The 25,073-nt window shown below is 64.4% G+C and carries 22 protein-coding genes; 15 read left to right on the top strand and 7 right to left on the bottom strand.

Annotated elements, in window-relative coordinates; all coding sequences use genetic code 11:
• The first annotated feature begins 19 nt into the window (after positions 1-19).
• The 6 genes from NCR37_RS26155 to atzF all read left to right on the top strand — a co-directional run bounded on the left by NCR37_RS26155 (position 20) and on the right by atzF (position 8,611).
• Positions 20-835 carry an ABC transporter permease gene (locus NCR37_RS26155; protein ID WP_250475711.1) on the top strand — a complete coding sequence of 272 codons (816 nt, stop codon included), beginning with the start codon at positions 20-22 and terminating at the stop codon, positions 833-835.
• Positions 832-1,638 (top strand): ABC transporter ATP-binding protein, encoded by an 807-nt coding sequence (locus NCR37_RS26160; RefSeq protein ID WP_250475712.1) that lies wholly within the window; start codon positions 832-834, stop codon positions 1,636-1,638. The genes NCR37_RS26155 and NCR37_RS26160 overlap by 4 nt, the downstream gene beginning before the upstream one ends.
• On the top strand, positions 1,635-2,339 hold the full coding sequence (locus NCR37_RS26165) for an urea amidolyase associated protein UAAP1 (RefSeq protein WP_250475713.1): 705 nt from the start codon (positions 1,635-1,637) through the stop codon (positions 2,337-2,339). Before NCR37_RS26160 ends, NCR37_RS26165 begins: the two co-directional genes overlap by 4 nt.
• Before the next feature lie 14 nt (positions 2,340-2,353).
• Positions 2,354-2,995, top strand: a complete 642-nt coding sequence (locus tag NCR37_RS26170) for an urea amidolyase associated protein UAAP2 (RefSeq protein WP_250475714.1) — start codon at positions 2,354-2,356, stop codon at positions 2,993-2,995.
• Positions 2,996-3,182: 187 nt separating this feature from the next.
• The gene (gene uca, locus NCR37_RS26175; protein ID WP_250475715.1) at positions 3,183-6,782 is read left to right on the top strand and encodes an urea carboxylase; all 3,600 of its coding nucleotides are present in this window, start codon (positions 3,183-3,185) and stop codon (positions 6,780-6,782) included.
• A gap of 17 nt (positions 6,783-6,799) precedes the next feature.
• A complete protein-coding gene (gene atzF / locus NCR37_RS26180) occupies positions 6,800-8,611 on the top strand; it encodes an allophanate hydrolase (RefSeq protein WP_250475716.1) in 1,812 nt (603 codons plus the stop codon).
• Positions 8,612-8,756: 145 nt separating this feature from the next.
• Here atzF and NCR37_RS26185 read toward each other — a convergent pair whose 3' ends face one another.
• A complete protein-coding gene (locus tag NCR37_RS26185) occupies positions 8,757-9,878 on the bottom strand; it encodes an AraC family transcriptional regulator (RefSeq protein WP_250475717.1) in 1,122 nt (373 codons plus the stop codon).
• A 162-nt stretch (positions 9,879-10,040) separates the two neighbouring features.
• Between NCR37_RS26185 and NCR37_RS26190 the strand changes: the two genes are divergently transcribed.
• The 5 genes from NCR37_RS26190 to NCR37_RS26210 all read left to right on the top strand — a co-directional run bounded on the left by NCR37_RS26190 (position 10,041) and on the right by NCR37_RS26210 (position 12,632).
• Positions 10,041-10,475 (top strand): GFA family protein, encoded by a 435-nt coding sequence (locus tag NCR37_RS26190; protein WP_250475718.1) that lies wholly within the window; start codon positions 10,041-10,043, stop codon positions 10,473-10,475.
• 84 nt (positions 10,476-10,559) lie between these two features.
• A complete protein-coding gene (locus NCR37_RS26195; protein WP_250475719.1) occupies positions 10,560-11,393 on the top strand; it encodes a class I SAM-dependent methyltransferase in 834 nt (277 codons plus the stop codon).
• The gene (locus tag NCR37_RS26200) at positions 11,390-11,566 is read left to right on the top strand and encodes a hypothetical protein (RefSeq protein ID WP_250475720.1); all 177 of its coding nucleotides are present in this window, start codon (positions 11,390-11,392) and stop codon (positions 11,564-11,566) included. Before NCR37_RS26195 ends, NCR37_RS26200 begins: the two co-directional genes overlap by 4 nt.
• 76 nt (positions 11,567-11,642) lie before the next feature.
• Positions 11,643-11,780: a DUF3563 family protein gene (locus tag NCR37_RS26205; RefSeq protein ID WP_250475721.1), complete on the top strand. Its 138-nt coding sequence runs from the start codon at positions 11,643-11,645 to the stop codon at positions 11,778-11,780.
• Positions 11,781-12,632: an alpha/beta fold hydrolase gene (locus tag NCR37_RS26210; RefSeq protein WP_250475722.1), complete on the top strand. Its 852-nt coding sequence runs from the start codon at positions 11,781-11,783 to the stop codon at positions 12,630-12,632. It abuts the gene before it with no gap.
• Positions 12,633-12,681: 49 nt separating this feature from the next.
• Here NCR37_RS26210 and NCR37_RS26215 read toward each other — a convergent pair whose 3' ends face one another.
• Positions 12,682-14,262, bottom strand: a complete 1,581-nt coding sequence (locus tag NCR37_RS26215; RefSeq protein WP_250475723.1) for an FAD-dependent oxidoreductase — start codon at positions 14,260-14,262, stop codon at positions 12,682-12,684.
• A 450-nt stretch (positions 14,263-14,712) separates the two neighbouring features.
• Between NCR37_RS26215 and NCR37_RS26220 the strand changes: the two genes are divergently transcribed.
• From NCR37_RS26220 to NCR37_RS26230, 3 genes are all read left to right on the top strand, one after another.
• On the top strand, positions 14,713-15,537 hold the full coding sequence (locus tag NCR37_RS26220; protein ID WP_502800595.1) for an acyl-CoA dehydrogenase family protein: 825 nt from the start codon (positions 14,713-14,715) through the stop codon (positions 15,535-15,537).
• Between the two features lie 65 nt (positions 15,538-15,602).
• Positions 15,603-16,202: an SAM-dependent methyltransferase gene (locus tag NCR37_RS26225; RefSeq protein WP_250475725.1), complete on the top strand. Its 600-nt coding sequence runs from the start codon at positions 15,603-15,605 to the stop codon at positions 16,200-16,202.
• Positions 16,199-16,924, top strand: coding sequence for a glycosyltransferase family 2 protein (locus tag NCR37_RS26230; RefSeq protein ID WP_250475726.1), 726 nt, complete (start codon positions 16,199-16,201; stop codon positions 16,922-16,924). Before NCR37_RS26225 ends, NCR37_RS26230 begins: the two co-directional genes overlap by 4 nt.
• Before the next feature lie 149 nt (positions 16,925-17,073).
• Here NCR37_RS26230 and NCR37_RS26235 read toward each other — a convergent pair whose 3' ends face one another.
• The 3 genes from NCR37_RS26235 to NCR37_RS26245 are packed head-to-tail and all read right to left on the bottom strand — an operon-like array spanning position 17,074 to position 20,899.
• Positions 17,074-19,338: a xanthine dehydrogenase family protein molybdopterin-binding subunit gene (locus tag NCR37_RS26235; protein ID WP_250475727.1), complete on the bottom strand. Its 2,265-nt coding sequence runs from the start codon at positions 19,336-19,338 to the stop codon at positions 17,074-17,076.
• Positions 19,335-20,345, bottom strand: coding sequence for an FAD binding domain-containing protein (locus NCR37_RS26240; RefSeq protein ID WP_250475728.1), 1,011 nt, complete (start codon positions 20,343-20,345; stop codon positions 19,335-19,337). The genes NCR37_RS26235 and NCR37_RS26240 overlap by 4 nt, the downstream gene beginning before the upstream one ends.
• Entirely contained in the window at positions 20,342-20,899 is a 558-nt protein-coding gene (locus NCR37_RS26245) for a (2Fe-2S)-binding protein (protein ID WP_250475729.1), read from the bottom strand. The genes NCR37_RS26240 and NCR37_RS26245 overlap by 4 nt, the downstream gene beginning before the upstream one ends.
• 199 nt (positions 20,900-21,098) lie before the next feature.
• Here NCR37_RS26245 and NCR37_RS26250 point away from each other — a divergent pair, with 199 nt between their 5' ends.
• Positions 21,099-22,166 carry a tartrate dehydrogenase gene (locus tag NCR37_RS26250; RefSeq protein ID WP_250475730.1) on the top strand — a complete coding sequence of 356 codons (1,068 nt, stop codon included), beginning with the start codon at positions 21,099-21,101 and terminating at the stop codon, positions 22,164-22,166.
• A 105-nt stretch (positions 22,167-22,271) separates the two neighbouring features.
• On the opposite strand, the gene NCR37_RS26255 is transcribed toward NCR37_RS26250, so the two are convergent.
• A complete protein-coding gene (locus tag NCR37_RS26255) occupies positions 22,272-23,552 on the bottom strand; it encodes a right-handed parallel beta-helix repeat-containing protein (RefSeq protein ID WP_250475731.1) in 1,281 nt (426 codons plus the stop codon).
• A gap of 1,012 nt (positions 23,553-24,564) precedes the next feature.
• Complete coding sequence (locus tag NCR37_RS26260) at positions 24,565-24,852, bottom strand: DUF1330 domain-containing protein (RefSeq protein WP_250475732.1); 288 nt, start codon at positions 24,850-24,852, stop codon at positions 24,565-24,567.
• Positions 24,853-25,073 lie beyond the last annotated feature (221 nt).

Raw genomic sequence — 25,073 nt, forward strand, 5'->3', positions numbered from 1 at the left:
CTTCAACGAGGCGGTCACCATGCGACTCATCAATCGACATCCCAGCAGGACCGGCGGCCTGATGCTGCTGCTGTTGCCGTTCGTCGTGCTGTTTGCGGTTTATTTCACCGGATCGTCGATGCGGCTTTCGGTCAATCCCGACGACAAGCTGTTGCCGAGCGCGACGCAAATGAGCGATGCCGTGAAGTCGGTCGCCTTCACCGAGGACAAGCGTACGGGCGAGTATCTGTTGTGGGCCGACACGCTGTCGAGCTTGCGGCGGCTTTGCATCGGCCTCGTCGTGAGCGCGGCGATCGCGCTCGTCATCGCCATCGCGACGGGCTCCTTCCCGCTCGTCAGCGCGACGCTCTCGCCGTTCGTCACGGTCATTTCGATGGTCCCGCCGCTTGCCGTGCTGCCGATTCTCTTCATCGTGTTCGGACTCGACGAGTTGTCGAAGGTCGTGCTGATCGTCGTCGGCATCACGCCGATGATCATTCGCGACCTGCATGCGCGCACAAGCGACATTCCCGCCGAGTTGTGGGTCAAGGCGCAGACGCTCGGCGCAAGCAGCTGGACGCTGATTCTGCGGCTCGTGCTGCCTCAACTCCTGCCGCGCTTGCTGGTGGCGCTGCGTCTTTCGCTCGGCGCCGCGTGGCTCTTTCTGATCGCGGCGGAAGCGATCGCGTCCACCGACGGCCTCGGCTACCGCATCTTCCTCGTGCGCCGCTATCTGTCGATGGATCTCATTCTGCCGTACGTCGCATGGATCACGCTGCTCGCGTGGCTCACCGACGAGCTGCTTCGACGCATCACGCAATGGTGCTTTCCGTGGTTCGGCGGGAGCGCGCGATGATCGAAGTCCGCAACGTTTGGAAAGAGTACGGAGATCAGGTCGTGCTGGAACGCCTGAATCTAACCATCAAGGAAGGCGAATTCTGCTCGATGGTCGGCGCCTCGGGCTGCGGCAAGTCGACGTTTCTGCGGCTTCTGCTCGGCCAGGAGCGCCCGACGCGCGGCGAGATTCTGCTGGATGGCGCGCCGCTTCCGGGTGAGCCGGACGCGCATCGCGGCGTCGTGTTTCAACGCTATTCCGTCTTCGATCACCTGGACGCGCTGCATAACGTGATGCTCGGCCTCGAACTGCCGCGCGCGAAGTTCACGGGCCGGCTGTTTGGCGCGAAGCGCCGCGCCGCGCGTGACGAAGCGGCAGCGATGCTCGAACGCGTGGGTCTGGGCGCGGCGCTCAACAAATACCCGCAGCAGCTTTCGGGCGGCATGCAGCAACGGCTTGCCATCGCGCAGGCGCTGATGATGAAGCCGCGCGTGCTGTTGCTCGACGAGCCCTTCGGCGCGCTCGATCCGGGCATACGCAAGGACATGCACGCGCTCTTGTCCGAACTATGGCGTGAGTCGAAGCTCACCATCTTCATGGTCACGCACGACCTGAAAGAAGGCTTTACGCTAGGCAGCCGCGTGCTCGTGTTCGACAAGGTTCGCGTGGACCCGCAAGCGCCCGGCGCGTACGGCGCGCGCATCACGTACAACATTCCGCTCGATCGCACCCGCGACTCCGCCTCGGCCGTTCATATCGCGCAGGCGGCGATGCAAGGTGCTTCGGACGTCCAACTTGTTTCACTGGAGGGAATCCGCCCATGACCTTGCTGCTCGAAGAAACCGTCCCCGGTGGCGGGCATACGTCGCTCATCGTAAAACGCGGACAGTCGTTGCGCGTGACGGACCTGCGCGGCGGCGCGAACGTCAGCGTGATGATGGTGAACGCGTCCGAGAAGAGCGAACGGCTGAACTTGCCCGATTCGCTGAAGTGCCAGCATACCGCGAAGCTCACGGCCGGCCATTGCCTCTACTCCGACATGGGGCGCGTGCTGGCCGCGATCGTCGCGGACACGTGCGGCTGGCACGACAGCATCGGCGGCGTATCGAACGCAGAGGAAGTGACCGAGCGATACGGCGCGGGCCGCTATCAGGAATTGCGTAACGCGTTCTATCGCAACGGCACGGACAACCTGCTCGTCGAGATGGGCAAGTGGGGCCTCGGCATTTCCGATCTGATGATGACGCTCAATCTGTTCAGCCGCGTCAATGTCACCGATGAAGGCGCGCTGCGGTTCGTACCCGGCAACTCGAAACCGGGCGACTACGTGGAGCTCTATGCGCCGATGAACACGCTCGTCGTGCTCACGGCGATTCAGCATCCGCTCGACCCGAACCCCGAGTATTCGCCGAAGCCCGTCAAGCTCGAACTTAGCACGGCGCAAGCGGATGTCGCCGAACTCTGCCGCACCGCGTGCGACGAGAACGTACGCGGCTTCATCAACACCGAACGCTTCTTTCTGTGAGCACGGACCCACTCATGACCAGCATGCTTACCGTCAGCGAAAAACATCCCGAAAGCGCGGTGTATCGCGAAACGCTCGCCGCGGGCGAGCCCTGGCTGCACGAGGTGAAGGCCGGGCAGACATTGCGCATCGTCGATCTGGAAGGCAATCAGGCCGTCGATACGCTCTTCTACAGTCTCGCCGATCCGCGCGAGCGGTTCGATCCGCAACGCACGCTGCGCCGCCAACAGAGCCTTTATCTGACGTCCGGCTCGGTGCTTTACTCGAACCTCGGCAATCCGATGCTCACCATCGTCGCCGATACGTGCGGCCGTCACGACACGCTCGGCGGCGCCTGCGCGCAGGAAAGCAATACGGTGCGCTACGCGCTCGAAAAGCGCTACATGCATAGCTGCCGCGACAACTTCCTGCGTGCCTGCGCGCACGACGGGCGGCTTTCGAAGCGCGACATCGGCGCGAACGTCAACTTCTTCATGAACGTGCCGGTGACTTCGCAAGGCGGCCTGACGTTCGAAGACGGCATTTCCGCGCCGGGCAAGTACGTGGAATTGCGCGCGGAAATGGACGTGATCGTGCTGATCTCCAACTGCCCGCAATTGAACAACCCGTGCAATGCCTATAACCCGACGCCCGCGGAGCTCCTGATATGGAACTGAAGCGCATTCGCAGCTGGCTTTATCAGCTCATGCTCGTTCGCTCGGGACGATGCTTCGCGCGCACGCGCGAGGAACTGACGGGCGAGGAATTGACGCAAGCGCATCGCTGATTGCGCGCGGGCCGTGGACGACCACGGCTCGCCATTCTCACGGCGGGACGGCCCGCCTCCGAATCAAGACTGCTCCCATGTTCGAGAAGATACTCATTGCCAACCGTGGCGCTATCGCGTGTCGCATTCTTCGAACGTTGCGCGACCTGAATGTCACCGGCGTCGCCGTCTATGCCGAAGCCGACCGCGCGAGCCGTCACGTCAGCGAAGCGCCCATCGCTCATGCGCTCGGCGACGGTCCCGCCGCCGTGACGTATCTCGACACGGCGAAGATTCTGGAGATCGCGCGTCGCGAAGGCGCGCAGGCGATTCATCCGGGCTATGGCTTTCTGTCGGAGAACGCGGCGTTCGGCGAAGCATGCGAAGCGGCGGGCATCGCGTTTATCGGACCGACGCCCGCGCAATTGCGCGCCTTCGGCCTCAAGCACACGGCGCGTGAAATCGCCGCAAGTCAGGGCGTGCCGATGCTCGAGGGCACGGGACTGCTCGAAGGCGTGGCGGCAGCGCTGGAAGCGGCGCAGGCCATCGGATATCCGGTGATGCTGAAGAGCACGGCGGGCGGCGGCGGAATCGGCATGCGCGTGTGCTGGAATGCAGACGAACTCGCCACGCATTTCGATGCGGTCAAGCGCCTCGGCGAGAACAACTTCAGCGATGCGGGCGTGTTTCTGGAGAAGTACATCGAGCGGGCGCGGCATCTCGAAGTGCAGGTATTCGGCGACGGCCTTGGCGACGCCATCGCGCTCGGCGTGCGCGACTGCTCGGTGCAGCGGCGCAATCAGAAAGTGCTCGAAGAAACGCCCGCGCCGTGCCTGCCCGAAGGCATATCCGAAGCGCTCTGCGACGCCGCCGTGAAGCTCGCGAAGGCCGTCGATTACCGCTCGGCGGGCACGGTCGAATTCGTGTACGACAGCGCGGCCCGCCAGTTCTATTTCCTCGAAGTCAATACGCGCCTTCAGGTGGAACATGGCGTGACCGAGCAGGTCTGGGGCGTCGATCTCGTGCGCTGGATGATCGAGCTCGCGGCCGGAACGCTCACGCCGCTGAAGGAACTCGCCGCCGGTCTGGCGCCGCGCGGTCACGCGATACAGGCGCGGCTCTACGCCGAAGACCCGGGACGCGATTTCAAGCCGAGTCCGGGGCTGCTCACGGATGTGGCGTTTCCGTCAGCGGATGGCCGCGCGCTGCGCATCGATACGTGGATCGAAGCGGGATGCGAGGTGCCGCCCTACTTCGACCCGATGCTCGCGAAAATCATCGCGTGGTCGCCAACGCGCGACCAAGCCCGCCACGCGCTCGACGCGGCGCTCGACGAGACGCGCATCTACGGCGTCGAAACGAACCGCGACTATCTGCGCCAGATCGTGCAGGACACGCCGTTCGCGTCGGGCGAACCGTGGACGCGCTGCCTGGAGGCGCTCGCCTATCGCGCGACGACCGTGGAAGTCGTGAGCGGCGGCACGCAGACGACCGTGCAGGACCATCCCGGACGGCTCGGCTATTGGGCGGTCGGCATTCCGCCGTCGGGACCGATGGACGACCGCGCGATGCGGCTCGGCAACCAGCTGCTCGGCAATGCGGCGGACGCCGCCGCGCTCGAAATCACCATGAGCGGCCCGACGCTGCGCTTCAATACGGACGCGGTGGTCGCCATCACGGGCGCGCAGATTCCCGTGCATCTCAACGATGTCGAACAGCCGCTGAACACGAGCATTCACGTTCCGGCCGGCGCCACGCTCGCGTTGGGCACGATACGCGGCGCGGGCGCGCGCGCGTATCTATGCGTGCGCGGCGGGCTCGATGTCGCGTCGTATCTCGGCAGCCGCAGCACGTTCACGCTCGGCCAGTTCGGCGGGCACGGCGGCCGCGCCCTGCGCGCGGGCGACGTGCTGCATCTTTATCCGCTCGCGGATAACCGCGCGGGCGCGGCGCTTTCCAACGTGCCGGCGCTCGACAGCGTGCGCACCATTCGCGTGATCTACGGACCGCATGGCGCGCCCGAGTACTTCACCGCGCCGTATATCGAGCGGTTCTTCGACACCGAGTGGGAGATTCACTTCAACTCCAGCCGGACCGGCGTGCGCCTGATCGGGCCGAAACCCGAATGGGCGCGCGAGGACGGCGGCGAAGCGGGCCTGCATCCGTCGAACATTCACGACAATCCGTATGCGGTCGGCGCGATCGACTTCACCGGCGACATGCCGGTGATTCTCGGCCCCGATGGCCCGAGCCTCGGCGGTTTCGTGTGTCCGGTGACGATTATCGAAGCCGACCTGTGGCACATCGGCCAGTTGAAGGCGGGCGACAAGGTGCGCTTCGTGCCGGTCGATATCGACGCAGCACGCGAGGCCGCGCGCCAGCGCCGCTACGAGATCGAAACGCTGACGCTCGCGCCGGGCGCGCTGCCTCTGCGAACCGCGCCGCTGACCTCGCCTATCGTTCTGGACACGGGCTCGGGCCGTGAAAGGCTCGTTGCGCGCGTTTCCGGCGACACGCATCTGCTGCTCGAAATCGGTCCGGCGGAACTCGATCTCGTCTCGCGCTTCCGCGGGCATGCGCTGATGCAGGCGCTCGAAGCGAAGGCGCTCGCCGGCGTCATCGACCTCACGCCGGGCATTCGCTCGCTGCAAGTTCATTACCGGCCCGACCATCTGCCGCTCGACCGCCTGCTTGCGATCGTCGCCGAGGCGTGGGAGCAGGTGCTGTTGCAACGGGATTTGCGCGTGCCGTCGCGCGTGGTTCATCTGCCGCTTTCGTGGGACGATCCGGCGTGCCGGCTCGCCATCGAGAAGTACATGACCACCGTGCGCAAGGATGCGCCGTGGTGCCCGAGCAATCTGGAGTTCATCCGCCGCATCAACGATCTCGATTCCATCGATGCTGTAAAGCGCATCGTTTTCGACGCGAGCTATCTCGTGATGGGCCTGGGCGACGTGTATCTCGGCGCGCCCGTCGCGACGCCGCTCGATCCGCGTCACCGGCTCGTGACGACGAAGTACAACCCGGCGCGTACGTGGACGGCGGAGAATTCCGTCGGTATCGGCGGCGCGTATCTGTGCGTGTACGGCATGGAAGGGCCGGGCGGCTATCAGTTCGTCGGCCGCACGCTCCAAATGTGGAACCGCTATCGCAAGGTCGCGGATTTCGCGGGGCAGCACTTCCTGCTGCGCTTCTTCGATCAGATCCGCTTTTACGAAGTCCCGGCAGACGAACTGCTTGGCATCCGCGCGGATTTTCCGCTCGGCCGCTATCCGTTGCGCATCGAGCAAACGGAGTTGTCGTTGTCGGATTATCAGGCGTTCCTCGATAAGGAATCGACAAGCATCGACGCATTCCGCTCGCGGCAACAGGCGGCGTTCAACGCGGAACGGGAACGCTGGCGCGAAGCGGGCGCGACCGAGGACACGCTGGATGCGCCGGCGGTCGAAGAAGCGCAGTTCGCCGCGCTCGAAGACGGCGAAGTCGCCGTGGACAGCGAGATTGCGGGCAGCCTCTGGCAAGTGAAGGTGGCAACCGGCGACGCAGTATCCGCGGGCGACGTGCTGCTCGTCATCGAGTCGATGAAGATGGAGATCGCCGTTTGCGCGCCATGCGCGGGCAAGGTCGGCCCGATTCATGTAGCGCCGGGCTCGCCCGTGCGCGCCGGCCAGCGCGTCGCCGTCATCCAACGTCACTGAACACGGGACACACCACCATGCCGTCATTCGATCTGCGCCTATCCACGCTTCGGTCCGCGTATCGCGCGAGGACACTCACGCCGCGCGCGTTGATTGCGCAATTGCGCGACAAAGCTGCGGCGCTGAATCCCGAGTTCAATCTCTTCATTCACCTGTTGAGCGAAGCGGAACTCGCCCCGTACCTCGAACGACTCGACGCGCAGGACTCCGAAACGATGCCGCTCTACGGCATTCCGTTTGCAATCAAGGACAACATCGACCTCGCGGGCATACAGACGACAGCCGCCTGCCCCGCGTTCGCCTACACGCCATCGGAGTCGGCGACCGTCGTCGCGCGCCTCATCGAACTCGGCGCGATACCGCTCGGCAAGACCAACCTCGATCAGTTCGCGACCGGTCTCAACGGCACGCGCTCGCCGTACGGCAAGTGCCGCAACAGCGTGCATTCTGGATACCCGTCCGGCGGATCGAGCGCGGGATCGTCGCTCGCTGTCGCGCTCGGCGTAGCGAGCTTTGCGCTCGGCACGGACACGGCAGGTTCCGGCCGCGTGCCGGCCGCGCTGAACAATCTCGTCGGACTCAAGCCGACGAAGGGCCTGCTCTCGATGGCCGGCGTCGTGCCTGCCTGCCGCACGCTGGACTGCGTGACCTACTTCACGGCGAGGCCGCAAGAGGCGAGCGAACTGCTCTCGCTCACCGCGCAAGCGGACGCCCGCGATGCCTATAGCCGCAAGAATCCGCAGTGGAACACGGCGCGCGCGTTCGGCACGCCCGCCGCGTTTCGCTTCGGCGTGCCGGCGCAACTGGAGTTCGCAGGATGCGCCGAGAGTCCCGCATTGTTCGATGCGGCTCGCGCGATGCTCGAAGCAGCCGGTGGCGAGGCCGTCGAAATCGACTTCGAGCCGTTCGTCGAAGCGGCGCAGCTGCTTTATCAAGGTCCGTGGGTCGCGGAGCGTTACAGCGTGGTGCGTGACCTGATGCACTCGCAGCCGGATGCGGTGCTGCCCGTCATCCGCGATGTGCTGGCGAAGGCGCCCGGCGCAACTGCTGTCGAGCTGTTCCGCGCGCAGTACCGCTTGCAGGCGTTGAAGGCAACCTGCGACGCGTCGCTCGATTCGCTCGACTTCGTTCTGACGCCGACGTATCCGCGTCCGGTCACGCTCGCCGAGCTGGAAGCTGATCCTATTGGACCGAACTCGCTGCTCGGTCATTACACCAACTTCATGAACCTGCTCGACTACGCCGCCGTCGCGACGCCGACAGCCTTCATGCAGAACGGTCTGCCGTGGGGCGTGACCGTCTTCGGCCGCGCTTTCACGGACCAGTATCTGCTGGGCGTCGCCGACTTGCTGCAACGCGCGAGCGGCATCGCATGCGTAGGCGGCAACGTAGTGTCAACGCGCGAGCAAAGCATCGCCACGAACGATCGCGTTCGCATCGCGGTGTGCGGCGCGCATATGCAGGGCTTGCCGCTCAACCGGGACCTGCTTGCGCGAAGCGCGCATCTTGTGCAGGCGACACGCACCGCTGCGTCGTATCGGCTCGCCGCGCTGCCGGCGTCGGCCGATGGAACGCGTCGGCCGGGCATGTGGCGCGTGGCAGAAAACGGCGTCGAAATCGCGGTGGAAGTATGGGAGATGCCGTTCGCGGAACTCGGCTCGTTCATCGCGACCGTTCCGCCGCCGCTCGCCTTGGGCAAGGTCGAACTCACGGACGGCTCGTGGGTGATCGGCTTTCTCTGCGAACCGTACGGCGTGCAATCAGGCACGGACATCTCCGCGTTCGGGGGATGGCGAGCGTGGCTTGCCGAACAGCGAGCTGCGGTCTGAAAAGACGGCGATGACCGCAGCGGTTCCGCCGATCGTAGCCATTCACCTTGGCGCAATCGACATCGAGCCGCTGCGTCACAGCAAAGGCGTGCGCCGCGAATGCTTCGTTAGGCTCGAGAGCGGTCGATAGCGTTCAGGGCCGGACTTACGCAGCGTCGTTCATCCGATGTTCGCGATGCGTTCCCGCACCCGTTGGCACGGCGAATGGCGCGCACGCGTCCTCGTCCGCTTCGCCACCGACCAGGCTCGACGAGGCTTCGTTGACCGCGCGCCCCTGACTGCGCCGCCAGCTCGCGGGCGGCATCCCGAACTGGCGCTTGAACGCCCGATTGAACGCCGCCTCCGATTCGTAGCCCACCCGTTCCGCCACTGCCGCGATCGGACGCGGCCCCGCGAGCAGGTCCTGCGCGGCCACTTGCAAGCGCCAGCACGCGAGGTATTGCATCGGCGCCTGACCGAGCAATTGCGTGAACCGCTGAGCAAGCGCGGAGCGGGAGAGACCGACGCGGCGCGCAAGTTCATCGACGGTCCAGTCATGACCCGGTTGCGCGTGCAGCAACGCGAGGGCCTTGCCCACGAACCGGTCCTCGACGCCCGCGAGCCAGCCACGGCGATCCTCGGGCATCGAGGCGATGCAGCGTCGCACCGCTTCCACGAAGAGCAGTTCGGAGAGCCGGGCAAGCACGGTCGCGCTGCCGGGACGCCACTCGGCCGCCTCCGTCACCGCGAATCTCAGCGACGATTCGAGCCACGCGGATTGCGGATCGTTGCGCATGTCGATCTTGAAGAGACGGGGCAACGACGAAAGCACTGGATTGACCAGCATATCGTCGCAAGCGAGAAAGCCGCAGACGATCCGCGTGCGGGCCGCTTCCTTTCCATCTTCCTTGACCGCGCCCTCTCCGCCGACGCATAGGCGCATTACGTCGCCGGGCGAGGTCGCGAGATATCTCGCCACGAGTTGCTCCGCGGGCGTCGGCTCTAGATCGAGCGAACTGCCCATCAGATGCGCCTCCCCTCGCGGCACGACGAGCAGTTCCCCCGCATCGACGCGAATGGCCGAGGCGGGGTCGTCGGTCAACGCCGCCCTGCAACTGCCTTCCAGAATGAGGTGATACGACACGACGCGCTCGGCGCGCGGCAGGAACGTCGCGCACATGGCGGGCGCGACCTGCCCGACCACGCACCACGGCGCCGTGAAATCGCCGTTCAGATACACGGCTCCGCTGAGACGCAAAAGACGAAGAACGTCGGAAAGCGCATCCATGGTCAGTCCCAAAGTTTCGGCGTCCCGCGCAAAACATCTGGACGCTCAGTCATTCAACGAAGCGGTCCGCGCGCCGATACTGGCATCCACGCGAAACACCACTGACGCAAGGTTAAGCCCAGTCGTAGCGTTCGCCAACCCACACTAACGAGGGGTCTTCCGATGAATGACACAGCTACTTACCACGGCAGTTGTTTCTGCGGCGCGGTGCGGTTCACGGTGAACGGGAAGCCTGAAGGCATGGGCTATTGCCATTGCCAATCGTGCCGACGCTGGTCCGCGGGCCCCGTCAACGCGTTCACGCTCTGGAAGCCGGATGCGCTGCGCATCATTCGTGGAGCGGACCATATCGCCACTTACAACAATACTGAGCAGAGCTATCGAAAATGGTGCAGGAACTGCGGCGGGCATCTCTTCACCGAGCATCCGCATTGGGGGCTGACCGACGTCTATGCCGCCGTGATCGATGACTTCCCGTACGAACCAGGCCTGCATGTGCATTACATGGAATCGAAGCTGCCGATGAAGGACGGTCTGCCGAAGATGCAGGACTTGCCGAAGGAAATGGGCGGCTCAGGCTTGAGCGTCGCCGAGTAGTTCGCGTTGTTCCGTAGCAATCCGCAAACAGGCACGCGCAAGCGATCTTGCAACGCTGCCATCTGATCTATCAGGAGCCATGTCATGTCCGCAGTCGCTACCGCATTCTCGCCCGCCGCCGATCTCTCCGCCGTCAAGGTCCGTCAGCACGCTGCCTGGTCGACGGGGAACTACGCAGTCATCGGCACTACGTTGCAGATCGTCGGAGAGCATCTTTGCGAGGCGCTCGACTTGCGCTCCGGCAGTCGCGTGCTGGATGTCGCAGCGGGCAACGGCAATGCGACGCTCGCCGCCGCGCGCCGTTATTGCGACGTCGTCTCCACCGACTATGTCGCTTCGCTGCTCGATGCGGGTCGCGCACGCGCCGAAGCCGAAGCGCTCGCCGTGCACTTTCAGGAAGCAGACGCCGAAGCCTTGCCTTTCCCGGATGCATCGTTCGACGTCGTGCTATCGACCTTCGGCGTGATGTTCACGCCGAACCAGCAACAGGCGGCGAGCGAACTGATGCGCGTCTGTCGGCCGGGCGGAAAGATCGGCCTCGCGAACTGGACGCCGGAGAGTTTCATCGGACAGGTGTTCAAGACGATGGGCCAATACATCACGCCGCCCACTGGCGTGAAGTCGCCTGCGCTGTGGGGCACGGAGACGCGCATCGCCGAATTGCTGGGAAGCGGCGCCGCGCGCATCAGTGCGGCGAAGCGTGAATTCGTATTCCGGTATCGGTCGGCGGAGCATTTCGTCGACGTATTCCGCAGCTACTACGGCCCGATGAACAAGGCGTTCGCCGCGCTCGAAGGCGAGCGGCAAGCCGCGTTCCTCGCTGATCTGATGGCGCTCATCGAGAGTCGCAATCGGTCCGGTGACGAGACGCTCGTCTTGCCCAGTGAATACCTCGAAGTCGTGGTGGAAAGGAAATGATCCTGCTCAAACATATGTTCGACGAAGCGCTGGACTTCGGGTTGCGCCTGCACGTGCTCGTCTCCTCTACAGAGTTGCGGCGCGAGTCCCTCTGCATGGGCATGCCGTTGTTGTCGTCGGTGTGCTTCTTCACTCTTCGGCTTGCGCTGTCGCGGCTCGGAGTCGTGGTTTGAGCGCGGCTCGATTCGGTCCTTCGCCTCACGGGTTCGATGCGAAGGACCGCCGAAGTCTGCGTCGCTGGAGGCAGTCGTGTTTATCTATCTTTTCCTGTGGCTGAAGCGGGCGCTCGATCGAGCGGAGAACAGCCGTCGCGATGCTTATCTCGCATCGGCTTCGGATATCGTCGAACTGGAGCGTCGCATGCGTGCGCTCGATATGGAGGGATAGATGAACGATATGCGCAACGCATTCCCGATCGAGCCGGGCTCGCCGGCATCGACGGTCATCGCGCTGCATTGCTCGGGCGCAGGCGCAGCACAGTGGCGCAAGTTGAGCGAGGCGCTCGGCTCGCGCGTATCGTTCATCGCGCCCGAGCACTACGGCTGCGACAGCACGGGACCGTGGAGCGGCGAGCACGCGTTCACGCTCGCCGATGAAGCCGAAAGAACCGTCGATATCATCGATGCGACATGCGGGAAGGTGCATCTCATCGGGCATTCGTACGGAGGCGGCGTGGCGCTACGCGCCGCAATGGAGCGGCCGCAGCGTATCGCGACCTTGTCGCTATACGAGCCATCGGCGTTTCATCTGCTAAAGACGATGGGCCAGCATGGAGCGCGCGCGCTGGCTGAAATCAACGCGATATCGAAGCGCACCGCCGATGGCGTGAGTTGCGGCGACTATCGGGGAGCGGCGGCATCGTTCGTCGACTATTGGGGCGGTGCGGGCGCGTGGGAGGCGCTGCGGCCCTCCGTGCAAGCCGCGCTCACGCGCTGGGTGCCGAAAGCGCCGCTCGACTTTCGCGCGCTGCTCGATGAACCCGCGTCCGATGCGCCCTATGCTGACTTGCGCATGCCCGTCCTCGTCATGCGCGGCGAGCACGCGCCGCTACCCACGCTTGCATTGGCCGAGCGCTTGCCGCACATGTTTCCGCGCGCGCGGCTTGCCATCGTCGGGGGCGCGGGTCATATGGGCCCGCTCACGCACGCGGACGAAGTCAACGACGCGATCATGCGGCATATCTTCGAAGCGGATTCGAAGCGCTGGCGGCAAGCGCGGGAACATCTGCACATGATGTGATCGCGTCGCTCGAAGACCTGTGCGAAGGCACCGTTCGCCGCGGTGCCTGTCACGCCTCCTCGGCGATCTTCTTCGCGTCCTCGATACTCAGCGTGCGTCGCATGGCTTCGGCGAGCGCGCCCATCTGCCGGTTCCGATCGCAACCCACCGCCGCGACGAGCTTGCCCTTCTCGCCGAAGAGCGCGATGAACTCGAACTTCTCGGGCTCGCCGATAAACACCGTCTGATCCCACTGACGCGCGTGACCGAGATACTCGATGGTCTTGTCGTAGTGAAACGTCCAGAAGAACGGCACGAACGGTTCGTCGCGCGGTGAGCCGAGCATCGCATGCGCCGCGATGCGCGCGTGCTGCTGCGCGACCCGCCAATGCTCCACGCGGATGCTTCCATACGGTTCGATCGGCAACTCGAAGCGGGCGATATCGCCGGCCGCGAAGAGGCCGTCGGCTACGCGCATCGACGCATCGACATCGAGGCTTCCGTCTTCGTTGTGCTCGACGCCTGTGACGAAGTCCGTCGGCAGCTCGATGCCAAGCCCTGCCACGATGAAATCGCACATCACCGTCGCGCCGTCATCGAGCGTGACGCATAGACGCTCGCCACTGCCTTCGTCATTACGCTTCACAGCGACTGCATGCCTTCCCATGCGGAACTGCACGCCGTGCGCTTCATGCAGTCCTGCGACGAGCCGCGCGATCTCCGGCCCGAACTGTTTCTCGAAAGGCACCTTGCCGGGCGACACGACCGTCACCGCAACATCGCGATTGCGCAGTCCCGCGGCCACTTCGAGCCCGATGAAACTCGCGCCCAATACGAGCGCATGACTCTTCGGTGTCGCTGTGTCGACAAGACCCCGCGCATCGTCGCGGCCACGCAGCAGACGGACGAACTCGGCCACGCCTTCGTCTTCGCCGCCTTGCAGGGACGGCCGCTTCGGAATGCCGCCACACGAGACCAATGCGGCGTCGTAATGGATCGACGGCGCGCTGCCGATATCGATGCGTTTCGCGCCGGCATCGAGCGTCGCGACTTCGGCCTGAATCACGTCGATGGATTCGCGCTCGAAGAAGTCGTCGGGCAGGAGCATCGGCACTTCGTCAGGCGACATCTCGCCGGCCGGTACGAATTTGCTGAGCGAAGTCCGGTCATAGGGCGTGCGCGGCTCGCGCTCGATGAGCACGATGCGGCCCGTGAACCCGGCTTGACGCAAGGTCGAGCAGGCAGTCGCACCGGCAGCGCCGGCGCCGACGATCGCAAAGGTGCGCGTATCGGGCGTCGCGGAAGCATCGCGCGCCGCGGATTCGTCGAGCGGCGTCGGGCTCGCGAGCACGTTGTCGCCCTCGATCTTCACCGGATAGCGCTTGAGCGGCATCAGCGGGGGCGGCTCGACAATCGCGCCGCTGTCGATCTCGAACGTGCCCTTGTGCCACGGACACACGAGCCGTCCATTGCAGAGCGCGCCTTCTTCGAGCGGCGCCCCTGCATGCGGACATTTCGCCTGATAGCCGCGAATCTGCTCGCCGCTGCGGATCAGAAGAATGGGCGTATCGCCGATCTCGACGCATTTCATCGGCTGCGTGTCGAAGTCGGAGAGCGCGGCGACTTTCTGCATGGAAGGATTGTTGTTCATTTGGCTACCGTGACGACGCGATGACGAAGTGTTCATGTATGCGCAGTCGCCGCAATGAGCATGCCAAATCTAACGGAGTAACGATTTGGGCACGGCCCTTGCCTTCGTTGTCGAAAAGGATGTACGTCACCAGCGCGGCGCAAGGCGCCAGCCACGGAGGAATGCATGAACGATATGACCAGCAGCCCACGAATGCGGGCCGCGCCTTCAGCGTGGCGGCTCTGCGATGAGCCAGAATCCGCGGATGCACGAAACATCGACAGTGCCGTCGCATCGGCTTCTGCGCTCGAGCTTCTTCTCGCGGCCGTCCACTTCGACGATGAAAGCTGCGCGAGCCGCGTTTCCGTGCTCGACCAGCTCCGCGCGAACGAACTGGATAGGCTGCCTTTACCGGGCAGCGGAAAAACTGCAACACGATGGCGCGCGCTGACCGCGGTCGCCGCGTGCGACTTGTCGCTTGCCAAGCTTTATGAGAGCCACACGGACGCGCTCGCGATTCTCGCGGAGCTACGTCGGGCGGACCTGTCAGACGACGGCACGTGGGCCGTCTGGGCAGCCGAGCCGCCGAATGCACGCGTGGTCGCGCGCGCGTCGCGTGGAGACCACTTGATCCTCGATGGCGTGAAGGCGTGGTGCTCGGGCGCGAGCCATGTCACGCACGCGCTCGTGACGGCCTGGCTCGACGACCAGCCCGTGCTTGCCGCTGTCGAGTTGTCCCAGCCAAACATCACGGTCGATGCAAGCGGCTGGCAGGCGGTTGGCATGCGCGCGACCGGGACGGCCAACGTGCGCTTCGACGGCGCGCGCGCAACGCAAATCGGCGATGTCGGCGCGTACGTCGAACGCCCGGGGTTCTGGCACGGCGGCGCGGGCATCGCCGCTTGCTGGCTCGGAGGGCTGGCGGCCATCGCGACGACGCTCGTCGAAGCCGTCGCGCGTCGCGCCGAACCGCACGCAAGCGCGCATCTCGGCGCGGTCGATGCCGAGCTCAGCAGCGCCGCTGCGCTGCTGAGCGAAACGGCGTCATGGATCGACGCGCATCCGCGCGCCGATGCGCGACGCCCAGCGCTGCGCGCGCGTGTCGCCGTGGATCGCGCGGCGGCACGCGTCATCGAACATGTGTCGCGCGCGCTCGGCCCCGCGCCCTTCTGCACCGATGCGAAATTCGCGCGCGCGCTCGCGGATCTGCCCGTGTTCCTTCGGCAAAGCCATGCCGAACGCGACGAAGCACTGCTGGCGCAGGCGCTGTTGCAAGAGCATGCGTCCCACCTTTGATAGCCCGCGGCGTCGACAGGACGTCGCAACCGAAAGACAGCCGACAACCCACAACAAGGACGTGCATGTCGACACCGCGAGCGTATTTCGACGACTTATATCGCAACAACGATGATCCCTGGCGCTATCGCACGAGCGAATACGAGCGCCGCAAACGCGAGCTTCTGCTCGCATCGCTGCCGCGCGAGCACTACGCTTCCGGCTTCGAACCCGCGTGCTCCAACGGCGAGCTGTCCGCGCTGCTTGCCCGCCGATGCGCCCGCTTGCGCATCTGCGACATCAGCCAGCAGGCCGTGGCGCAAGCACGTGAACGCCTGGCGAATGCGCGCGGCGTCACGATAGACGCCCGCGCCGTTCCCGATGAATGGCCGGCCGGGGAATTCGATCTCATCGTCCTTAGTGAGCTTGCTTACTATCTATCGCCGGCAGCCACGATGACGCTCGCCGAGCGCGCGTGGGCATCGCTCGCCGATGATGGCGCGATCGTCGCGTGCCATTGGCGTCATCCGTTCGACGGCAAGCTGCAAAGCGCCGAGGATGTCCACGCCATCTTCCATTCGGCCTTCGACGCGATGCGCGTCGTGCGCCACGAGGAAGCCGACTTCCTCCTCGATGTGTGGTCGAAGGACGGCCGCTCGGTGGCGCAGCGCGAGGGCATCGCATGATCGGCATCGTGATTCCCGCGCATAACGAAGAGGCGTTTCTCGCCGATTGTCTGCGCGCGGCGCGGCTCGCCGCGACGCATCCCGGGCTTCACGGCGAGCCAGTAGAGATCGTCGTCGTGCTGGACAGTTGCAGCGACGATTCCGCGAGCGTCGTCGAGTGTTTCGACGTCCATGCGCTGACGCTGGATGCGCGCAACGTCGGCAAGGGACGCGCGGCGGGCGCGTCGTTCATGCTGGAGCGCGGCGCGCGCTGGCTCGCCTTCACCGATGCCGACAGTCGCGTCGCGCCCGACTGGATCGTCGTGCAACTCGCGCTGAAGGCGGATGCGGTGTGCGGCTGCGTGACCGTGGACGACTGGGGCGAACATACGCCGGCGACGCGCGAGGCGTTCCATCGCGGGTACACGCATGCGGACCGGCATCGGCACATACACGGCGCGAACCTCGGCGTGTCGGCGGACGCTTATCGGCTGGCGGGCGGATTTCCGCCGCTTGCATGCAGCGAGGATGTCGCCTTCACCGAACAGCTTGCGGGGATCGGCGCGCGTATTGCATGGAGCGCGGCGCCGTGCGTGGTGACGAGTGCGCGCGTCGCATCGAAAGCGCGCGGCGGCTTCGGCGATACGCTCGCCGCGCTCGCGGAGCGCGAAGCAAGGGAGGCGCTGGCGGAGTGCGCCGCTATCAGCAACGCGCTTGCCGATACAGAAGGGCCGCAGGCGTGACGAGCCCGAATTTTGGAGCAGGTCATCGCGCTTGTCTTCGCCTGTGACCGTTAGCGTTTAATGAGCGTCTGTAGCGGGTACAAGTAAAAGGGCGGCGCGGAACTACCCGCGCGCGCCCTTTCGTTGCACTCTCTATGTCTGGCCGTCTTTCACGCAAACAGCGTGTCGAGCGTGATCGGCAGATTCCGCACGCGCTTGCCCGTCGCGTGCCAGATCGCGTTGGCGACAGCCGCCGCCACGCCCACCACGCCGATCTCACCCACGCCCTTCGCGCCCAGCGGATTCACGACGTCGTCGTGCTCGTCGACGAAGATCACGTCGATGTCGTGTATGTCCGCGTTCACCGGAACGTGATACTCCGACAGGTTGTGATTCATCTGCCGGCCGAGTTCGTGATCGAATTGCCCGTGCTCGTGCAGCGCCATGCTGATGCCCCAGACCACGCCGCCGGACACCTGACTCGCCGCCGTCTTCGGATTCACGATGCGGCCCGCCGCCACCGCGTTGACCACGCGCGTCACGCGCACGGTGCCGAGCGCGGCATCGACGCGCGCTTCGACGAACACCGCCGAATGCGTGCCGATCGAGTACGACTGCTGCTTGTCGTGCGGTGTCACGGTCACCTGCGCATTCAGCGAATCCAGCCCCGCTCGCGTCAGCAGTTCCCGCAGCGATAGGCGTTGTTCGATGCCCTCGCCGCACACGACGTATTCGTCATCGAGCCGCACCGTGTCCGGCTGCGCGCGTGCGAACGCATCGCCGCCGTGTTCTTTTGCGATCGACGCGAGCTTGCCGCGCAGGCGCGTGCACGCCGCATGGACCGCGCTGCCAACCGACGACACCGTCCACGATCCGCCTTCGAGCGGCGCCTTCGGCAGACGGCTGTCGCCCAGACGGAAATCGACGTGTTCGAGCGGCACGCCGAGCGCATCGGCGGCGAGTTGCGTCATCACCGTATAGGTGCCCGTGCCGATATCCGCCGTGGCGCTCGCCACGACGACACGCCCGTCCGCGCCGATCTCCGCGAGCGCGGACGCCTCGTTCTGCATCGCGTCCCAGATGCCGGTCGCCATGCCCCAGCCGACGAGTTCGTTCCCTTCGCGCATCGAGCGCGACGCGAGCGGACGCTTGTCCCAGCCAAAGCGTGCCGCGCCCTCTTCGAAGCACTCGCGCAGCGCCTTGCTGGAGAACGGCAGGTTCTTGTTCCCGTCGCGCTCCGCATAGTTGATGAGCCGCAGCTTCAGCGGGTCCATGCCGAGCGCCTCGGCGAGCTCGTCCATCGCCATTTCCAGCGGAAAAAGCGCCTGCGCCGCGCCGGGCGCGCGCATGTCAGCGGGCGTCGGCACGTCGAGCTTGCTCACCTTGTAGTCCAGCCGCACGTTGTCACAGGCGTAGAGCTGTCCGGCCCAGTTGACGATGACGTCGCAGTAGTCCTCGTATTGCGAGGTCTCGGACACCGCCTCGTGGATAACCGCCTCCAGCCTGCCGTCACGATTCGCGGCCAGCGCGACGCGTTGCAGACTCATCGGCCGATGCGCGAACGTGAACATCTGCTGCCGCGTCAACACCACGCGCACGGGGCGGTTCAGATCGCGCGCGGCCATGACGGCGAGCGGCAGATGATATTGCGGACGCAAGCCCGAGCCGAAGGCGCCGCCGACGAACGGCGAGACGACTTCGAGCATGTCGTCGTCGAAGCCGAATATCTTCGTCAGATACTGCTTGGTGTTGAGCACGCCCTGCGTCTTTTCATAGACGGTGAACTTGCCGGACGGCTCGGGAATGACCGTGCAGCCGTGCAGTTCGATCGGGTTGTGGTACTCGGCCGGCGTCGAATAGCGGCTGTCGATCTTGAACGCGGCCGCAGCCAGCGCGCCGTCCGCATCGCCGCGCGGCGGTGGCGGCGGCTCGAAGCCGCCCTTTTCGGTCGATGGCGGATAGCTGTCGGCTTCCACTTCGCGCAAATCCGTGCAGTGGCTCGTGCGCTCGTAGGTCACTTCGATCAGCGACGCCGCATGACGCGCGAGCTCATAGCTCTCCGCGACGACGAGCGCGACCGGCTGGCCGCTGTACCAGATGCGATCGTCCCAGAGCGGCCGAAACGGCATGCCGCCCGGCGCGGACTGGTCCTTCCACGCGGCGTCGTCGAGCGGCAACTCGGGCCGGTTCTCGTGCGTGAGCACCATCAGCACGCCGCGCAATTCGAGCGCGCGCCGCGATTCGATCGACACGATGCGCCCGCTCGCGATGCGGCTCGGAAGAACGAAGCCATAGCTCATGTCATCCGCGAAGAATTCGCCTGCGTATCGGGCCTCGCCCGTCACCTTCTTTCTGCCGTCGACCCGGTTAACGGGCTTGCCGCTGAAGTGCGCGCCCTGCCGCGCGATGCGTTCCAGTTCGTTCGGAGAATTCATGATGCGTCGTCCTCTCTGCTGGCGAGGCTGATACCCGATGCCTGTTCGAAAGCGCGCTCGATGGCGCGCGCGGTCAGTTCGATCTTGAATGCGTTGCCGGGACGGCCGCGCGCTTCGCGCACCATTGCGCTCGCGAAGTCGCGCACCGTGGCGGCGTCGAGCGTCTTGCCGCGCAGCGCGGCTTCGGCGTCGCGGTTGCGCCACGGCCTATGCGCCACGCCGCCGAGCGCGCAACGCACTTCTTCGATGCGACGGCCGTCGAGCTTAAGCGCGAGCGCGACCGACACGAGCGCAAACGCATAGGACGCCCGGTCCCGCACCTTCACGTAGGCGTTATGTTGCGCGAAGCCATCGGCGGGCAAGGTGATTCCGACGATGATCTCGTCGTCGCGCAGGTTCGTGTCGATGTGCGGCGTATCGCCGGGAAGGCGGTGAAAAGCGTCGAACGGGATGACGCGCTCGCCGTTGTCGCCCGTCACGCGCACCGACGCGTCGAGCGCGGCGAGCGCCACGCACATGTCAGACGGATGAACGGCGATGCAATGCTCGCTCGCGCCGAAAATGGCGTGGATGCGGTTGACGCCCTCCATCGCGCCGCAGCCGCTGCCCGGCTGGCGCTTGTTGCATGGCGTGGCGGTGTCGTAGAAATAATGGCAGCGCGTGCGTTGCAGCATATTGCCGCCGACGGTCGCGACATTGCGAATCTGCGCCGAAGCGCCGGCGAGAATCGCCTTCGACAGCAGCGGATAGCGCGACTCGATGCGTTCGTCGTAGGCCACGGCGCTGTTCGTGGCGAGCGCGCCGATTTCCATGCCACCGTCCGCGTTCGGCTCGATGCCGGTCATCGGCAGCCGGCGGATATCGACGAGCCGTTCGGGGCGCGCGACGCCTTCCTTGATGAGATCGACGAGGTTCGTGCCGCCCGCGAGAAACGCCGCCGACGGCGCGTGGTGCGCTTCGAGCGCCGCGGATACGTCGTTCGCGCGCGTGTAGGAGAAGCGGTTCATGGGCGCGCCTCCTCGTTCTGAATGGCGGTCCCTTCGACGCCTTGCCCGCCCGACGCCTGCAGAATAGCTTGCACAATGTTCGGATATGCGCCGCAGCGACAGAGGTTGCCGCTCATCGCCTCGCGCACCTCGGCGGCGTCGTGGGCGTGTCCTTCCGCGAGCATGCCGACGGCCGAGCAGATCTGCCCCGGCGTGCAGTAGCCGCACTGAAAGGCGTCGCAGTCGATGAACGCCTGCTGCATCGGGTGCAGCGTGTCCCCGTTCGCCAGCCCTTCGATGGTGGTGATGGCCGCGCCGTCGTACGAAACGGCGAGCGCGAGACACGTATTGATGCGCTGGCCATCGACGAGCGCGGTGCAGGCGCCGCATTGTCCGTGGTCGCAGCCCTTCTTCGTGCCGGTAAGCTGGCAGTGTTCGCGCAGAAGGTCGAGCAGTGTGGTCCACGGCTCGATGTCGAAAGTGCGCGCTTCGCCGTTAATCTTCAGCGTGCAGGCGACGCGCTGCGCCTGCGGCGCGTCCGCGTCCAACGCGGTCGCGGTCGATGAGGTGTTCATGGGATCTCCTTGCGGGAATCCCGGTGCGCAGCACGCGCCGTGCCTTGTGGCGGTTGCGGCGACAAGAAGTCGGAGGGGAACGCCGAACGACCGGATTCAGAATGTAAGAACCGCGAGAACCCGAGTACGATCAGGCAAGCGCCGCAGAAAGCCCGCGCCCCGCCAACGAAAAAAACGCCCAGACAGGAGCCAAAGCGACATGTCAAAGAGTCAATACCGCATAGCCGTGATTCCTGGCGATGGAATCGGCAAGGAAGTGATGCCCGAAGCCCTGCGCACGCTAGATGCAGTAAGCCAACGCTTCTGCATTGCGCTGGAGTACCAGCACATCGAATGGGCAAGCTGCGACTACTACGCCGCCCACGGCCAGATGATGCCCGACGACTGGAAGGCCCAACTCGAAACCGCCGACGCCATTCTGTTCGGCGCGGTCGGCTGGCCGCAAAGCGTTCCCGATCACGTCTCGCTTTGGGGGTCGCTCCTCAAGTTCCGCCGCGAGTTCGATCAATACATCAACCTGCGGCCGGCGCGTCTCTTCGACGGCGTGCCGTCGCCGCTCGCGAACCGCAAGGCCGGCGACATCGACTTCATGATCGTGCGCGAAAACACCGAAGGCGAATACTCGTCCGTCGGCGGCGTCAGTTTCGAAGGCACCGAGCGCGAGTTCGTGTCGCAAACCTCTATCTTCACGCGTCACGGTGCCGAGCGCGTGCTCAAGTTCGCGTTCGATCTCGCGCAGCAACGCGCGAAGAAGATCACGGTGGCGACCAAGAGCAACGGCATCTCCATCAGCATGCCGTGGTGGGACGCCCGCGCCGCCGAAATCGCCGCGCAGTATCCGGACGTCGCATGGGACAAGCAGCATATCGACATCTTGTGCGCGCGCTTCGTGCTGAACCCGGATCGCTTCGATGTCGTCGTCGCCACGAATCTCTTCGGCGACATTCTCTCGGACCTCGGCCCTGCCTGCACCGGCACGATCGGCATTGCGCCGTCCGTCAACATGAACCCTGAGCGCGCGTTTCCGTCGCTCTTCGAGCCGGTGCACGGCTCCGCGCCGGATATCGCGGGCAAAGGCATCGCCAATCCTATCGCGATGATCTGGTCCGCCGCGATGATGCTCGACTTCCTCGGCCAGCGCGCCGCGCACGACGCGATTCTGTCCGCCATCCAGGCCGTGCTCAAGGAAGGGCCGCACACGGGCGATCTCGGCGGCAAGGCCAGCACGAAGGAAGTCGGCGAAGCCATCGCGCAACGGCTCGGCTGATTCGTTATCGCTTTTCGGTACGGTTTGCTAACTATTTCAAAACGCATCGTAGGGAACCGTTCGTTGCTCCTCAGAACGGTTCCCTACGTCGCTCGATCTACTAGCTTAGCCAACCTTGGGATTCACGACCGACACCCTCGGGCCGTTGCTGTCCCACTGACCGAGATACCAATTGCGCTTCCACACCGGGTTCGTACTGGTGATTGCGCCCGTCACGACGGAGCCATTGAGCTTCAGACCGCCGACTGCAAACGAATCGCTCGCGCAGGTGTCGGTATGGTTCGTGATCTGGATGTCGACGTTCCTCGCGACCGATCCCGGGAACGCGCCGAGATAGACCAGAATGCCGCCGCCGGAGCAACCCCGAGTCGTCGGGCTGACGATCTTGATGCCCTGAAGCACTGCATTGTTGTCGTTCGGCTCGATGTCGAGACCATACGCCGGCGCCGTGCCGGAGATGTTTTCCCACAGCGGATTGTTGAACGTGATGCCGCTGCCGGACGTGATGGTCGCGCCTTGACGGCGGCAGCCGTTCGCGTGATGGCCGCTGATCGACACGTTGGAAGTCGGCTTGTTCGAGCCGCTCTGGCTATTGCCGATATAGATGCCGTCGCCCCAGCAGTTGATCGTCGTCGGGTTCGTGATCGTGACGCCGGTGGAGCCGTTGATCGAGATGCCCATGCCCCATTCGCCGGAACCGGCAGAATTCAGTTCCTTGCTGCCATCGAGGTACGGTGCTTCGATGTTCACGTTGCTCACGTCCCACACGCGCATCATCTGATACGTGCTGCTGTTGTGCGACAGCATCTTGATCGAGGCGCCCGGCGCGAAGCGGATATGCGTGTTCGAGCGCAGCGTGAGGCCGGTTGCGTCGATGCGGCTCTTGCCTGTGATGAGGAGAATCTGGCCGACCGAGCCGTCGATGGCAGCCTGAAGCGCCGCGCGGTCGTTGGTCGTGCCATCGCCCTTCACGCCGAACGACTTGTCTTGCAGCACGCCGGCCGTGCTGGTGTTGCTCGTGCCTTGCGAGCCGGTGCTTGCAGTAGCGCCACGGGGGTCTGCGGTGCCGAGGTTCTGCCACGGCGTCGTGCCGCTCTTGAACCAGTTGCCCGCCGTGTTGCGGCCGTAGATGGCGCCATTGAGGTACACGAGGGTCGTATAGGCGACCGGGGAGCCGGTTCCCATCGCCGTGCCGTTACGCACCGCATGGCCGCCGACGAGCGTCCAAACGGCACCCGAGCTATCGGTGATGGATGCTGCCGGCGGAATAGCCGTTCCGTTCGACGACGCGGCCTTTGCCACTGCTGCGGTATCGCCGAGTCCGTCGGCATTTGTTTCACTACCGCCGCCGCAGGCGGCCAAGGCGGCGCTGCCTGCGCCTGCCATGACGAACGACAGGAACTTTCTACGCGTAAGAGAGGCGTGGAGATTGTTAGAGACGCTGACTAGGGAATTTTCGGTCTGTGCTTTGAGTAGACGATTAGACGACACGGGAAATAATTCATGTTTGCTCAAGGAGACCGGAGTGTACTGTCCACAAACTACCGATCGAGTTTCCGTATGTAACAGTAGGAAAGAGCAAAACTCGTTCTTTTATTCATACCGTAAGTAGAGAAAACTATTTCATTCGTCTGCATTACGGCAAATATCAGACCGTTTTCCCGAAACAATTCCCTTCATTTAATAGGTTTATTAAGACTTGTTGTAACAGCCGGCTCACAACAAGTAGTAATTTCCGAAGAAAATACGAGCGGTCGTTCTAACCCAGCGACGGACTTCGTTCACGCCATTTCCAGTCCCTCTGCCGCGCGATGTGCGCCGCGCTTGTTTCTACCGTTTTGCAGGACGAAGTAAGCGTTCGCCACAACGTTTGTCGGCAGTCTGTCCCCTGTTAAGGCGTCGAGGCGGCGAACCACGCCTGAGCTTCGTGCGTGAGGGAGTGAGCGCGTCATCCTGCATGTGCCTCGTCTGACTTGTTTGCTGTCCTAACTACATCCATGCGATGCGGTTCCTTCTTAGCGATGCCGACCACCGTGTCATGTGAAACGACGCGTTTCCGACGCTCGGTCAGCGACACAAGTACAAGTCGATGGTTCTCATCGAGCATCGCGTAGCGCGGAGAAGTTCGATAGGCGTCTACAACGCATCGGTATGCGAAGGTTTGACGCGCAGGAAGGCACGGTTGGCTGCCAGGGAAAGGCAGAGCTTAAGCGAAGATGATCCGAGACGTCGCTTTGGCACCAACGCGACGATAGGGTGAATGCCGCTGCGAGCGCATCGGCACCATGACAGACGTGGAGACTGCCGGCTGCGTTGTCAGCGCCGGCGGAGGTTATCGCGAGTGCGCTGTAACCGATCGACCTGCTGGACCGAGTCGATCGGGCACTGCGGATGTGCGCTATACGCCTTCGACAAGAACGGCGCGATACCGCGCGCCTCGGAAACGGTGCTGCGCAACCTCTTGATATGCTGGACTGTCGTACCACGCACGCGCCGCGTCCGTCGACGGAAACTCCACGATCACGACACCTTCGGGCGCATCGCCTTCGAGGGCTTGCTGAGGTTCATAAGCGGCTAGAACCTTGACAGGGTGACCTTGCAAGGTCTCGCCGACCTTGCTTTGATATACGTCGAGTTCCTGCTGATCTTGCGTGCTCTCTCTTGTAAAAACAATGTAAGTGGCCATGGCAATCGCTTTCGAAGTGGTGTGAAGGTGTGCACGATGATGCCATGAAACGGGCAAGCACCTCGCTGCGCAAAGCTCTGTCGAGAAAGCTCGGCATGGCTTGCCTTTACTCTTCGCACACTGCCCTTATAAAGGATATAGACGCAGTGCAGCCGATTGCGCGTGCGTTACGAAAGACACGCGCTGCGCGGCCCCCTACGAAGCCGCTCTTTCGCAATCAA

The sequence above is a fragment of the Caballeronia sp. GAFFF1 genome (assembly GCF_023630705.1).
Taxonomy (GTDB): Bacteria; Pseudomonadota; Gammaproteobacteria; order Burkholderiales; family Burkholderiaceae; genus Caballeronia.

Bases quoted from the DNA above. Each gene is read 5' to 3' on its own strand.
- NCR37_RS26235 (WP_250475727.1), bottom strand. From the start codon at position 19,338: ATGAATTCTCCGAACGAACTGGAACGCATCGCGCGGCAGGGCGCGCAC.
- uca (WP_250475715.1), top strand. From the start codon at position 3,183: ATGTTCGAGAAGATACTCATTGCCAACCGTGGCGCTATCGCGTGTCGC.
- NCR37_RS26260 (WP_250475732.1), bottom strand. From the start codon at position 24,852: ATGGCCACTTACATTGTTTTTACAAGAGAGAGCACGCAAGATCAGCAG.
- NCR37_RS26240 (WP_250475728.1), bottom strand. From the start codon at position 20,345: ATGAACCGCTTCTCCTACACGCGCGCGAACGACGTATCCGCGGCGCTC.
- NCR37_RS26195 (WP_250475719.1), top strand. From the start codon at position 10,560: ATGTCCGCAGTCGCTACCGCATTCTCGCCCGCCGCCGATCTCTCCGCC.
- NCR37_RS26190 (WP_250475718.1), top strand. From the start codon at position 10,041: ATGAATGACACAGCTACTTACCACGGCAGTTGTTTCTGCGGCGCGGTG.
- NCR37_RS26245 (WP_250475729.1), bottom strand. From the start codon at position 20,899: ATGAACACCTCATCGACCGCGACCGCGTTGGACGCGGACGCGCCGCAG.
- NCR37_RS26230 (WP_250475726.1), top strand. From the start codon at position 16,199: ATGATCGGCATCGTGATTCCCGCGCATAACGAAGAGGCGTTTCTCGCC.
- NCR37_RS26185 (WP_250475717.1), bottom strand. From the start codon at position 9,878: ATGGATGCGCTTTCCGACGTTCTTCGTCTTTTGCGTCTCAGCGGAGCC.
- NCR37_RS26225 (WP_250475725.1), top strand. From the start codon at position 15,603: ATGTCGACACCGCGAGCGTATTTCGACGACTTATATCGCAACAACGAT.
- NCR37_RS26170 (WP_250475714.1), top strand. From the start codon at position 2,354: ATGACCAGCATGCTTACCGTCAGCGAAAAACATCCCGAAAGCGCGGTG.
- NCR37_RS26215 (WP_250475723.1), bottom strand. From the start codon at position 14,262: ATGAACAACAATCCTTCCATGCAGAAAGTCGCCGCGCTCTCCGACTTC.
- NCR37_RS26210 (WP_250475722.1), top strand. From the start codon at position 11,781: ATGAACGATATGCGCAACGCATTCCCGATCGAGCCGGGCTCGCCGGCA.
- NCR37_RS26165 (WP_250475713.1), top strand. From the start codon at position 1,635: ATGACCTTGCTGCTCGAAGAAACCGTCCCCGGTGGCGGGCATACGTCG.
- atzF (WP_250475716.1), top strand. From the start codon at position 6,800: ATGCCGTCATTCGATCTGCGCCTATCCACGCTTCGGTCCGCGTATCGC.
- NCR37_RS26250 (WP_250475730.1), top strand. From the start codon at position 21,099: ATGTCAAAGAGTCAATACCGCATAGCCGTGATTCCTGGCGATGGAATC.
- NCR37_RS26255 (WP_250475731.1), bottom strand. From the start codon at position 23,552: ATGGCAGGCGCAGGCAGCGCCGCCTTGGCCGCCTGCGGCGGCGGTAGT.
- NCR37_RS26200 (WP_250475720.1), top strand. From the start codon at position 11,390: ATGATCCTGCTCAAACATATGTTCGACGAAGCGCTGGACTTCGGGTTG.
- NCR37_RS26155 (WP_250475711.1), top strand. From the start codon at position 20: ATGCGACTCATCAATCGACATCCCAGCAGGACCGGCGGCCTGATGCTG.
- NCR37_RS26160 (WP_250475712.1), top strand. From the start codon at position 832: ATGATCGAAGTCCGCAACGTTTGGAAAGAGTACGGAGATCAGGTCGTG.